Source organism: Luteimicrobium xylanilyticum, from assembly GCF_009429125.1.
Classification (GTDB): domain Bacteria; phylum Actinomycetota; class Actinomycetes; order Actinomycetales; family Cellulomonadaceae; genus Luteimicrobium; species Luteimicrobium xylanilyticum.
In genome coordinates this window covers 3,784,656-3,796,850 of the sequence record NZ_CP045529.1, presented here as the reverse complement: position 1 = coordinate 3,796,850, position 12,195 = coordinate 3,784,656, and the positions used below count along the sequence as shown (strand labels likewise).

The window sequence follows — 12,195 nt, the reverse complement described above, 5'->3', positions numbered from 1 at the left end:
GTTGTTGATATAAGGATGTTGATATAGCGTCGCGTCATGATCATCGACTCCGTTCCGCTGACCCTGTCCGACGACGGCGCCGGTGCGCCCGTCCTCCTGCTCCACGGCGGGGGAGGGCCGGGCACGGTCGCGCCGTTCGCCCCGCTCCTCGCCGAGCGGCTCGGCGCGCGCGTCCTCGTCCCGACCCATCCCGGGTTCGCCGGCACCGAGCGCCCCGACCACCTCACGACGACCCGCGGGCTCGCCGTGCTGTACGCCCGCCTGCTCGACGAGCTCGACCTCGACGACGTCACCGTCGTCGGGAACTCGATCGGCGGGTGGGTCGCGCAGGAGCTCGCGCTCCTCGGCACGCCGCGGGTCGGCCGGATGGTGCTCGTCGACTCCGTGGGCGTCGAGGTCGCTGGCCACCCCGTCGCCGACTTCTTCGCGCTGACGTTCCCCGAGCTCGCGCAGCTCAGCTACCACGACCCCGAACGGTTCGTCCTCGACCCCGCCTCGATGACGGACGAGGCGCAGGCCGTCCTGGCCGCCAACCGGGCGGCGCTGAGCGTGTACGCGGGCGCCGGCATGACCGACCCGACGCTGTTCGCGCGGCTGCGCGGGGTCGAGGTCCCGACGCTCGTCGTCTGGGGCGAGGACGACCGCATCGCCGACCCCGAGTACGGCCGGGCGCTCGCGGGTGCGATCCCCGGCGCGACGCTCCAGGTCCTGCCGCGCACGGGCCACCTCCCGCAGCTCGAGACCCCCGAGCTGCTCGCCGACACGATCGCGCCATTCGCGGCCCCGACGACAGCCGTGCGCTGATGGGACACTGGGCGCGTGTCTCGCTCGCGCCTGATCTCGCACTGGGGCTCGGACCTGCGTGGTCTGTCCGACGCCCAGGTGCAGGAGCGCGAGACGTACGCTCGCTCAGGCTGCTCAGGCCGGTCCTCTGTCCACATCCCGGTGGTCGCCGCTCGGGTCCGGCTCCTGCTGGAAGGAATGCGGTAGGCGTTCATGGTGCCAGCGCGGTGACGGGGATGACGTGCACTCCGTCGGGGCGACGCCCGGCGTACCCCGTGCTGGTGATGACGCCGAGCACAGCCGGTTCGCCGTGGACCGATGTGTCGACGGTGTCGACGAAGCGGAGAAGCGAGGCTGCTGCGGAGTCGACGGCGTCCGGGTTCAGCTTGATCTCGAACGCGCCCCAACGTCGTCCCGGGGCCGTCACGACCGCATCGACCTCGTTCCCGTTCGAGTCGCGCCACGAGCTGACTGTGCCGTCGTGGAGCTGGGCGTAGATCCGCAGGTCACGGATCACCAGGGCCTCGAAGTGGAATCCGAGCGCGCGGGGATCGGCCATGAGTTCCTCGCTCCCGACGTCCAATGCGGCGGGGCCGAGGGAAGGATCGACGAAGTAGCGGACGGGTGCGGTGCGGAGCCGGGCTCTGGACCGCACGTGCGGCTGCCAGGCTTCCGAGTCGTCCGTGAGGTGGAGCCGGTGCAGAGCGTCGAGATAGGCCGTCAGGGTCTGTTTGGCCACGGGGCCCGAGTCCCCTCCGACGTCGTGTGCCAGGCCGGTGGCCTTGACGGCCCGCCCGACGGAGCGTGCGAGCGACGCGAGCAACCTTCGTAGGTTGCGTGGGTCGCGCCGGGTGCCGAGCGCCTGCACGTCGATCTCGACGATCTGGGAGAGGTAGTCCCGGAGCCACTGGCGTGCCGTGGACTCGTCGGCCCCGAGGAGGCTGGGCCAGCCGCCGACGACGATACGTCGGACGAGGGCTTCGTAGTCGAGGTCTGCGCCCGCCCCGGTCGCGCTGCCGCCGTTGAGCAGGGCGCCGAGCGACACGTCGCCCGTCGAGTGCCCGGACTCGAAGAGACTCATCGGTCGCATGTGGATCGTGCCGAACCTGCCTGCGCCGGAGTGTCGGTGTGCATCGTCGGTCGGGGTCGCCGACCCGGTCAGGACGTAGAGGCCGCGGCCCTGGCGCTCGTCCACCTGTCGACGCACGCGGTTCCAGATGCGCGGCTCTGTCTGCCACTCGTCGAACAGGATCGGGGTCGGATTGTCGAAGAGTCTGCCGGGAGCGAGCTGCACAGCCGTGCGGGCGGCGTCGTCCTCGTCGAGGTGGAAGGTGGTCCTTGCGACGCGACTGGCGGTGGCGGTCTTTCCGCATGCCTTCGGCCCTTCGATCAGGACGGCCCCGACGGTGCCGAGGCGTCGCGCGAGCTCGTCGTCGGCCACGCGGGGCAGGTAGCTGGGCACCGTGTCAATCTACCTTTTGCATAGCATTTGGTCTACCTTCTGCATAGCGGCCAGGTGACCTTTTGCATAGCGATCAGACGACCTTCTGCAGTGGGCCCTTGGGGGTGCTAAAGGTCGCCCTGACGCTGCAGCCACCGCATGACACCCCAGCCGATCGGGATCCGCGCCCAGTAGGTCGCGACACGGAACAGCACGACGACGGACGTCGCGATCGGCGCCGACACCCCCGCCGTCGTGAGCCCGAGGATCAGCGCGGCCTCGATGGCGCCGATGCCGCCCGGCGTCGGGACGGCGGAACCGGCCGCGTTGCCCACGAGGTAGATGACCGCGACGTCGACGAGGTTGAGGCTCTGCCCGAACGCGGCGAGTGCGGCGTCGAAGGCGAGCACGTACCCCATCGACAGCAGCACGTTGCCGCCGACGCCCAGCGCGAGCCGCGACGGCTGGCTCAGCATCTGGGACAGGCGGGGCCACACCTGGGAGAGCGTCGGGCCGATCCGCTTGACGATCCACCGGCGGACGGACGGCACGAGGAGCGTCGCGGCGGCGGCGAGCGCGAGGCCGCCGATCGCGAGCATCACGGTCGTCGACGGGAGCGTGATCAGCCCGCCGCCGTCACCCGACGCCAGCGACAGGACGAGCAGGATCGCGACGGTGACCGCGAACTGCGTGAGCTGGACGAGCGCCACGGTCGCGAGCGCGAGGGACGTGGTGACGCCGCGCTTGGTGAGCAGGCGCAGGTTGAGGGCGGCAGGCCCGATCCCCGCCGGTGCGGCGAGCGCGACGAACGAGCCCGCGATCTGCGTGAGGAACGTGCGCAGCCACGGGATCTTGACGGGCGAGAACGCGATCAGCGTCAGGGCCGCGCCGATCCACGTGAGGATGCCGAGCGCGAACGTCCCGACCGCCCACAGCGGGTTCGCGTCGGCGATCGCGGACGTGATCTCGTCCGCGTTGATCGTCGTGATGATGACCGCGACGGCGACGATCGTCAGGGTGAGCGTGATGATCGTCCGGACCGAGAAGCGCGTGATGTTCTCGGGCTCGAGGTCCGCCTCGGGCATCCGGTCGACGATCTCCGCGCGGAGCTGCTTGAGGATCTCCTTGTCGCTGCGGACCTCCTCGCGCGTCGACGCCGGCAGCGCGATGGACTGGAGGATCGGCCCGACGGACTCGAGGTCGTCGGCGCTGAGCGCCCGGGCCGCCGACTCGACGGCACGCCGCGGCCCGACGGCGAGGGCCAGCAGCGCGAGCATCTGTGCGAGGTCGAGCCGCCGCGCGAGCTCCGGCGACGCGACCTCGCCGGACTCCCACCCGCTCAGCCACACGCGCGGGGTCCGGCCGTGGTCGGCGCCCACGAGGACGACGTCGGACGTGAGCGCCCGGTGGGTGAGCCCGGCGTCGTGCGCCTTGCGGAGCTGCTTCCACGCGTCGGCGAGGACGTCGTCGTCGAGCAGCTCGTGGTCGACGTCGCGCAGCGACACGATGCCGTCGACGTGCTCCTGGACGAGGAGCATCGAGTCGGCCGACTCGGCGATGCCGAGCAGCCGCGGTGTCCGCACGCCCGCCGACGTCGCGGCGTAGCTCAGGAGGGCGGCGCGCTCGGCGGCCGCGCGCAGCGAGATCGCGGTGCGCGTCTCGAGCCCGCGCAGGCGTAGGGAGCGCCAGAGCCGGGTGAGGAAGCCGACGACCTGCCGGTCGCCGTCGAGCACGACGACGTCCCGCCGGACGCCGTCGGACGTGAAGAGCGCGTAGACGCGGTTGTCGCCCGCACGGGTCAGCGCCACGGCCGCGGGGTCCCAGGTCGCGACGATCGCCTCGGCCGGGTGGCGGACGGTCTGCGCGACCGACGGGTGCTCGCCGGTGCGGAGGTCGGCGACGTCGACCTCGCCCGTCACGTGGCCGTCGCCCACGCTGGTGACGCGCTGGCGCCGCAGGACGCCCTGCGGGTCGGCGACGTCGCGCACCCGGACGAGGTAGGTCGGGGCGAACCCGGCCCGGCGGACCCCGTCGACGAGCTCCGGCCCGTACGCACGCTCGCTGCGCACCCCCGACGCGTAGCGCACGCCCAGCCCCGCCATGCGGCCCAGCAGGAGGACGATCACCGCGCCGGGCAGCGTGATCTGCCCCGTCACGAAGACGACGGCCAGCGCGACCCAGAGCAGGTTCCACGACCACTTCACGGTGCGACGGCGCGAGCGCGGGCCGGCCACGGTGAGGAGGCCCGCGATGCCCGCGACGTACCCGGGCAGGACGACGCCGTACGTGCTGCCCGTCCACACGCTCAGACCGGAGATCATCTCGTCCGAGCCCCAGGCCCGGATCGCGGCCGCTGCGGCCACCGCGAGCAGCAGGCCCGCCACGCCGGCGCCGACCGACTCGAGCATCTGCCGGCCCAGGCGCCGGACCGCGAGCTCCGTGAGGACGGCCAGCGGCACGAAGACGGTGACCAGTCCCTCGAGCACCGCGACCGGCACCACGAGGATGCGCGCCAGCAGCCTCGAGAACCCGTGCACGTCCTGCGCGACGCCCTCCGTCGTGCCGTGCGCGTACACCGCGAGCAGCAGCACGACGACGATCCCCAGCGCGGACACGACGACCCCGACGGCGTCGCTCGGGTGACGCACGCGCACGGCGGGCGTGTCGACGACGCGCACCACCTCGTCGTCGCTCGCGGGGCCGGGCATGGGGCCGAGTCTAGGTGCGGGGTGTCTTCGCGCCCGGGACGAGCGCGCCGTGTCTCGCGGCGGTGCTGACAGGAGCGGCACTGCGGTTGCGGGTGTTGCTGTCTCGTCAAGATGGACGCCATGCCACCCGCCATGGGCGTGGGTGGCCGTCGGTAGGCTCCAAAGTTATGGACGACGCGCCGCACCCTCGGATCGTGTTCGAGGGCTTACCCGACGATCTCTACGCCGAGCTCTCGAGGTACGCCGGCACAGCGGGCCGTCTCGAGGATCTCCCCGCTCTGCACGAGTCGGACTGGGACTTGCTCGTCACGTTCGACGCATCGCCGCGGCATCCCTACCGCATGCATGTCCTGTCGTTCGGTGGAACGACCTTCCGGAGCATCTGGAAGACGGGACCGGGCCAGTTTCCGGAGAACTACTCGGCCGCCAGCTTTCCCGCTCGTCAGGTCGTAGTTGCGCCGGGTGCGCCCACTGAGTGGAAATCACTGATCGCACGATCCGTCGTCGAGACCGCTTCTCCTCCGCCCCGGCCGGCGTTCGTCTACGACCACAAGCGTCCCCGAACCCAGTTGGCGACGATCGGTGAGGAAAGGGCCACCTTCGCGTTCCTGACTACGGATAGCGCGTCGCAGGGCGGAGCCCTGACCCTCGGCCTTCCGGCCTCAACGACCGACCACGCGGCGTGGCTCGTCGCGTTCTTGAAGAAGCTCAACGACGTTGACCCCGTCCGGTTCCCGGGCGCGCCCGACTGGCAGACCTCGCCCACCTGGGGCACACCGCAAGTCCGCGCTGCCGCGGCCGACCTCGAACGGATCGAGAGCGAACGTGTCGCCGCGCTCGCCGCATTCGCCCAGCAGGAAGCGCAGGCAAAGCTCGACCTCGAGGACGCCGCCCGCGCGGCTGCGGACGGTCCGCAGAGGATCCTGACCTACGACGGCAGCGAGCTCGTTGACTCGGTCGCTGACGTGCTGCCCGATCTCGGCTTCGAGGTTCAGGACATGGATGCACACCACGACGCAGTCACGGGAGCAAAACTGGAAGATCTGCGTGCAACCGACCCGGACACGCCGGGCTGGACGGCCCTGATCGAGGTCAAGGGCTACCTCAACGGCGCAAAGGTCAACGACGTCGTCAAGATCACGGGTAGGCCGAGCGTCGCGTTCGCGGCCGAGACCCACAGGGCCCCTGAGACGGTGTGGCACGTCGTCAACGCGTGGCGCCAGACCGACCCGGCGACGCGTGAGGTCGCGATCGCGAACGTCAACGACCTCCAGCCGCTGACTGCCGCCAGCGGCGCGCTGATCGACACGAGAGACCTGTTCACCGGGTGGCGTGACGTACAGGAGGGTCGAACCACACAGCAGGAAGCGCGTGCCTCGCTACGTGCGGCTCGGACACGGTGGCAACCGTCCACGTCCGCGTCCGCTTCCGGCCCAGCGGCTGAACCCGCTTGATGGTGTGTTCGTCTCCCGTGTCGGCGGCCGCCGGTGGTTTCGTGCACTCGGTGACCGCTCGCTCAGGCCCAGAGAAGCGCCGTTAGCTCGTCGGCCGAGGCTCCCAGGCACGAGCCCGGCGGCGCACCGACGCTTGGCCGGTCTCACCGACCAAAGAGTTGCCTCGATGCCCGTAGATCTCGGCGGTGCGCACGAGCGTGCCGTCCACATACGAGTAGCCCTCGAATGCGTCGCCTCTTGTGATTGCGACGACCCGGTCGACGATCGTATCGGCGTCCTCTTCGTCCTCAAGGGCGAGTGGGACATGCGCGCCTCCACCGAAGTACAGGTGGCACTCGCCGGGCGCGAGCTCGAGTCTGATCACGGTGGAGGTCTCGTCCAGGGGAACGACGAGGACAGTGTCACCGCCCAGGACGGAGGCCGGACGGGCAACACCGGCGAGTGTCTGGTCGATCTTGCCGACAAGGAGAGTGCCTAAGCCCATGACCACGTGGATGCCTCCGAGCCTGTGAAGAGCCCGGAGACCGCTCCGAGCAGAACGATGTCGCAGATGACGTGGGTCGCGATCGCCAACGGCAGCCGCCCCTTCTGATGTGAGACGACCCAACAAAGTACAAGACCCAAGGTAAAGGTCAACAGAACTCCTGCGAGCCCGTCGGGGAGGCCGTTGGCGTGAGCCAGGCCGAAGCCGACCGAGGATGCCAAGACCGTCCCGTAACTGCGCCGCGGTCCCACGAGCAGCGCACCGCGCCACAGCAGTTCCTCGTAAAAGGAGTTCGCGAGAGCACCGACGACAACCGCGACCGCGATCCACACCTTCTGGTCTGGCACCCATGCGGGCAGGAAGTCGTAGGACGCGCTCTTGTTCGCCCATCGCCACCATGCGTACGCGAGCACGGCACTCAGCCCGGTGACGACGCCCCACGTTGCGACCAACCGGGCCCCTATCGGTGCCGGTCGCAGCAGTTCCCTCAAGCCGGGCACGGCGACGAGCACCACAAGACCGACGAGCACGATGGGCCAGCTGGGGAAGAGGGCGGTCACTCCCGCAACTACGCCGGCCGCGTACCACTGCAGTGTGTAGGCACGAGGTCCTGCCCGCCCCGCGATCAAGCACAGCGCCACCGCAACCACAGCCGCCGTGCGCGCGAGCACGCTTGCCTCCCCGGCGCCGAGTGCCACGCCGAGAGCGACCGGCGCGCTCGCTCCAGTAAGCGCGAGGCGCCGGTCGCGTGAAGGATCAGCACTCAACAAGGGTTCGTGACGGCCTTCCCGTACTGCCAGGCGAGCGAGCCGCTCGTTTTGCCCTGGTAGACGCCATTGCCCGAGGCGGCCGCGCGGAACTCTCCCTTGCACTGGTGCATCTCACCGGTCATGACCGTGTACTTCTTCTTGGCCTTGGTGTTCGTCCAGTGTTCGGTGTGGCTCGTACCGGCCACATCCTTCCACTTCCCGCTGACCTTCTTCTGCATCTTGATCGTCGCAGTCAGGCTCGTCAGAGCCACCGAGCACGTCACACCGGCCTTGGCGTCGACATACCCGGGGTGACCCTTCTTCAGCATGCCGGCTGACTCGTGGGGGTTGGCGACGTTGAAGTCACAGTGCTTGCCAACTTCGGCGGCGGAACACCCTGACAGGCCTGTCAGCGCAAGCGCGCCAACGAACGCCGCCGCGACTGCCCGGACCATGACCGCGTTGCCGATCCTCACATCTGCCTCCTGCGTCTCGATGGATCGAGCGGACCGCAGCATGCATGGGTGAGGGCTAGGGCGTGTCTCCTAACTGCGTAGCCAGACGATGATGGCGGCCAGGACGACCGCGCCGCGGTAGATCGTGGCGTGCTTGTCGTAACGGGTGGCCAGGGCGCGCCACTGTTTGAGCAGGTTGAAGGACCGTTCGACGACGTTGCGCTTCTTGTACTTCTCGAAGTCAGTCACCGGTGGCCGACCGCCGGCGGAGCCCTTGCGCTTGCGGTTGGCCTTCTGGTCGGCGCGTTCGGGGATCACGGCCTGGATGCGCCGGGCGCGCAGGTCGGCGCGGGTGGCTGCGGACGAGTAGGCCTTGTCCGCGAGCAACGCGTCCGGCGTCGTGCGTGGGCGACCGACCTCGCGGGGTACCCAGATGTCGGCCAGGACGGCCTTGAGCTGCTGGCCGTCGTGACACTGCCCAGCGGTCACGACCGCGGCCAAGGGCCGGCCCCGACCGTCCACCGCGTGGTGGACCTTGGTCGTCAGCCCACCACGAGATCTTCCGATCCCGTGACCTGCAGGTTCGTTGTGGACAGGCTCACGGTCGCGGTTCTTGTGATTCGGGCTCTTCGCCGATCTGGTGGGGAGTGACGGCGGCGGTGTGACGGGCTGGGTGTAGGGGTCGAGGTCCCCGATGATCAGAAGCGCCAACCACTGATCGACTTCGAGGACCTCGACGTTGTCCAACGCTACGGGGTGCGCTGGCGCGCCCACTACTACTGATCCTTGTGCCCGTTGTGATGTGCTGCTCGGCCTGTCTGAGGTCAGCGTCGAGTCGGTCGAGCGGGCCGAAACGTCGATGACGGTCACGGTGTCGACGCCGTGGCACCGGATGGGCTGCCCGGACTGCGGGGTCGTCGCGCCGAGCCGGGGCAGGCGCAGGCGCGTCCTGCATGACGTGCCGCACGGTGACGTCCGGGTCCGGCTCGTGTGGCGGCAACGCATGTGGCGCTGCCCGGAAGCTGGGTGTCCTCGCGGGACGTTCACCGAGCAGGTCCCGACCCTGGTCGCGGCGCGGGGCTCGATCACGGTCCGGGCGGTGGCGTGGGCGATCGGGCAGCTGCGCCGTGAGCACGCCACGATCGCCGGACTGGCACGCCGCCTCGCGGTGTCCTGGTGGGCGCTGTGGCGTGCGATCAAGCCCGTCCTCGAACGTCTCGCTGGTGACGAGTCCCGGTTCGCCGGCGTCAGGTCCCTGGGGGTGGACGAGCACATCTGGCACCACGGCGACCGGCACGTGCGCGGCCCCAAGGAGCTGACCGGGATGGTCGACCTGACCCGCGACGAGAAGGGCCGCGTGCGCGCCCGGCTGCTGGACCTGGTGCCTGGCCGGTCGAAGAAGGCTTACGCCGACTGGCTCAATGAGCGCGGCGAAGCGTTCCGGGCGAAGATCGCTGTCGCGGCGCTCGACCCGTTCGGGGGCTACAAGGCCGCGATCGACGACCAGCTCGCCGACGCGACCGCGGTCCTGGACGCGTTCCACGTCGTCAAGCTCGGCACCGCCGTGGTCGACGAGGTCAGACGCCGCGTCCAGCAAGACACCACCGGGCACCGCGGCCGCAAGGGCGACCCCCTGTTCGGGATCCAGACCATCCTGCGTGCCGGCGCGGAGCACCTGACCGACAAGCAGTGGGCGCGCCTGACCCGGGCGCTCGAAGCCAACGACGCCCACGAAGAAGTGTTCGTCGCCTGGCAGTGCGCCCAGGACCTACGCGCCGCCTACCACGCACGCGACCTCGCCGACGGCCGCAAGCTGGCCGAGCACGTCCTGAACTCGTTCCACACCTGCCCGATCCCCGAGGTCGCCCGGCTCGGGCGGACCCTCAGGCGCTGGCGGGACGCGTTCCTCGCCTACTTCGATACCGGCCGCCAGAACAACGGGCCGACCGAGGCCGTCAACGGGCTCATCGAGCTCCACCGCCGCCTCGCCCGCGGCTACCGCAACTACGACAACTACCGCCTCCGCATGCTCCTCGCCGCCGGCGGCCTCACGACCTGATCCCCACCGGATCGACGAAGAGCCGTGATTCGCCGCGGCCCCCCGTGTCCTGCTCGGGACGGGTCGTGTTCGTCGCGTGCTGGTGGGCCCGGTTGATCGTGGAGTCGACCGCGACCTCCCAGTCGATCTGCCCGTCCGCGTCCGCCTGCGCGAGCAGCGCCGACCAGATCTGGTCCCACGTCCCGTCCACCACGAACCGGTGATGCCGCTTCCAGACCGTCTGGTACGGGCCGAAGGTCTCACGGGGCAGGTCCCGCCAGGGGATCCCCGTCCGATACCGGTAGATGATCCCTTCCATCACCACACGGTGATCCGCGTGCGGGCGACCGCCCTTCGGGCCCGCCTTCGGCATGAACGGTGCGATCCGCTCCCACTGCTCATCGGTCAACACCGACGTCCTCGAACTCACCCCGCGAGTATGCCGCGCGCCCGACCAAACGGTTTGGAGACACGCCCTAGTCTCCAGCCCGCCGGCGGCGCCCGAAAGAACCCAGGGAGTCTGGCAGGCTCAGCTCCCGACCGATGGGCACGACATGCCCGATCGAGGGTGAACTGTTGCCGAGATGGGTGACAGGTCGATGTGGGTCGCCCTCGAGGTCACCAGCCAGACGTCGCGTTCGTCCTCGAGCAGCTTGGCCAGAGCCGTGGACTTGCCGGCAACGGGCGGCCCCGCGAGGACGATCTTGCGCCGGTCGGCGTGCACGTTCGATTGTCGTTGCGGGCCTCGTCGAGCAGCCGACGATGCAGGCTCTCACGACCGAGATTGGGTGTCCTGACTGACCGCCAAAGAACGACCGGGAGTTGTTGGTCGTCGCGTCGGTGCTCACACGTCCGAGCGGGCCACCGCCGCGAGATAGCTCCCGGACGACCTCGAGATGTGCTTCGACGTACTTGCTATTCACGCACCGAAGTCTGCCGGTAGTTGGTGATGCCCTGCTGGAACTCGACCTACGTGGCCGGGCTCGTTACGGCGCCGAAGGATGCCGACTCTGGTGGGTCCGCATCTGCCGGCGGCGTCGTCAGGCGTGGTGCGCCGCGCGATGCCGTCACGGGGGCTTGCGAGGGCGCAGCGAGACTGCTCGCGCATCAGCACATACGGATCGCTCGGGAGTAGGAGGCTGCCGGACGGGTGTCGTCGGGCGAGCGACGGGGCCCGTCGGTAGCGTGGCGAGCATGACAGCGACGACGTCCTCGGGGTCGGATCGCGACGAGCAGCGCGGCGCGGCGAAGAGCACGAAGAACCAGGCACCGCCCGAATTTCGGCGGGTGTGGCTCGTGGCGATCGTCCGCGGCGTGCTGCTGCTCGTGCTGGGGCTGCTGCTGCTCATCGACCCCGTGCGCAGCGACCTCGACCGCATGCGCTGGGTGCTCGGCGCGTTCATGATCGCCGACGGCCTCGTCGCCGCGCTCGCCGCACTGTGGCACCGGAACCAGTCGAGCTGGCAGGTGTGGCTCACGCAGACCGCGGTCGCCGTCGTCCTCGGCGTGGTGGTGCTCGTGTGGCCCGACCTGACCGCCAAGGCCCTCTACTACGTGCTCGCCGCGTGGGTGATCGCGCTCGGCGTGACGCTCATCGTCACCGCGGGCGTGCTGGCGCGGTCGCGTGACATCGAGTGGTCGTGGGAGCTCACGGCGGGCGTCGTGTCGTTCCTGTTCGGGATCCTCCTGGTGTTCCGTCTGCCCGACGGCGACGTCCAGCAGACGACGGCCCTCGTCTTCGCGTTCTTCGCCTGGGTGATGGGCGCGATCTTCGTGGTGACGGGGTTCGCGACCCGGACGCTCGCGCTCGAGCTGCGGTCGTTGCGCGCACAGCTCGCCGAGCGGGGTGGCGCGGCCGCACCGGCGCGCCTCGTGCTCGGCGGCGTGGGGGAGGGTGCTCCGCGACCGGCCTCCCGCCCGTCGCGGCCGGACGGGCCGGCGGCGAGGGACGAGAAGAAGGCCGCGCCGTCGGGCCCGGAGAAGGAGCAAAGGGGCACGACGCCGCGCGCGGCGACGGCCCCTCCGACGACGGAGCCCACCGAGCGTCCGCGCCACGAGCCCGGCGAGGGCAGCGGGAGCTGAG

10 protein-coding genes and 1 pseudogene are annotated in these 12,195 nt (G+C 70.1%); 5 read left to right on the top strand and 6 right to left on the bottom strand.

Going from position 1 to position 12,195, the window contains the following annotated elements:
- Positions 1-36 precede the first annotated feature (36 nt).
- Positions 37-804, top strand: a complete 768-nt coding sequence (locus tag KDY119_RS16825; protein ID WP_051136346.1) for an alpha/beta fold hydrolase — start codon at positions 37-39, stop codon at positions 802-804.
- A gap of 190 nt (positions 805-994) precedes the next feature.
- On the opposite strand, the gene KDY119_RS16820 is transcribed toward KDY119_RS16825, so the two are convergent.
- Entirely contained in the window at positions 995-2,245 is a 1,251-nt protein-coding gene (locus KDY119_RS16820) for an ATP-binding protein (protein ID WP_036947631.1), read from the bottom strand.
- Between the two features lie 107 nt (positions 2,246-2,352).
- On the bottom strand, positions 2,353-4,932 hold the full coding sequence (locus KDY119_RS16815) for a lysylphosphatidylglycerol synthase transmembrane domain-containing protein (protein WP_153022569.1): 2,580 nt from the start codon (positions 4,930-4,932) through the stop codon (positions 2,353-2,355).
- Between the two features lie 167 nt (positions 4,933-5,099).
- Between KDY119_RS16815 and KDY119_RS16810 the strand changes: the two genes are divergently transcribed.
- Together KDY119_RS16810 and KDY119_RS16805 are read left to right on the top strand one after the other, a co-directional pair.
- Complete coding sequence (locus KDY119_RS16810; protein ID WP_036947624.1) at positions 5,100-6,386, top strand: hypothetical protein; 1,287 nt, start codon at positions 5,100-5,102, stop codon at positions 6,384-6,386.
- A 166-nt stretch (positions 6,387-6,552) separates the two neighbouring features.
- Positions 6,553-6,864 carry a hypothetical protein gene (locus tag KDY119_RS16805; RefSeq protein WP_153022568.1) on the top strand — a complete coding sequence of 104 codons (312 nt, stop codon included), beginning with the start codon at positions 6,553-6,555 and terminating at the stop codon, positions 6,862-6,864.
- On the opposite strand, the gene KDY119_RS16800 is transcribed toward KDY119_RS16805, so the two are convergent.
- The 3 genes and pseudogenes from KDY119_RS16800 to KDY119_RS16790 all read right to left on the bottom strand — a co-directional run.
- Complete coding sequence (locus tag KDY119_RS16800; RefSeq protein WP_036947617.1) at positions 6,861-7,568, bottom strand: CPBP family intramembrane glutamic endopeptidase; 708 nt, start codon at positions 7,566-7,568, stop codon at positions 6,861-6,863. The two genes, KDY119_RS16805 and KDY119_RS16800, sit on opposite strands and share 4 nt — an antisense overlap.
- Positions 7,569-7,633: 65 nt before the next feature.
- On the bottom strand, positions 7,634-8,095 hold the full coding sequence (locus KDY119_RS16795; protein ID WP_153022567.1) for a hypothetical protein: 462 nt from the start codon (positions 8,093-8,095) through the stop codon (positions 7,634-7,636).
- A gap of 69 nt (positions 8,096-8,164) precedes the next feature.
- Positions 8,165-8,659, bottom strand: a pseudogene (locus KDY119_RS16790) (IS5 family transposase); the annotation flags it as partial.
- Positions 8,660-8,813: 154 nt separating this feature from the next.
- Here KDY119_RS16790 and KDY119_RS16785 point away from each other — a divergent pair.
- The gene (locus tag KDY119_RS16785; RefSeq protein ID WP_194174265.1) at positions 8,814-10,133 is read left to right on the top strand and encodes an ISL3 family transposase; all 1,320 of its coding nucleotides are present in this window, start codon (positions 8,814-8,816) and stop codon (positions 10,131-10,133) included.
- Here the strand turns inward: KDY119_RS16785 and KDY119_RS16780 are convergent.
- Complete coding sequence (locus KDY119_RS16780) at positions 10,123-10,542, bottom strand: IS5 family transposase (RefSeq protein ID WP_407657411.1); 420 nt, start codon at positions 10,540-10,542, stop codon at positions 10,123-10,125. The genes KDY119_RS16785 and KDY119_RS16780 overlap by 11 nt on opposite strands.
- Positions 10,543-11,306: 764 nt before the next feature.
- Between KDY119_RS16780 and KDY119_RS16775 the strand changes: the two genes are divergently transcribed.
- Positions 11,307-12,194, top strand: coding sequence for an HdeD family acid-resistance protein (locus KDY119_RS16775; protein ID WP_153022565.1), 888 nt, complete (start codon positions 11,307-11,309; stop codon positions 12,192-12,194).
- Position 12,195 lies beyond the last annotated feature (1 nt).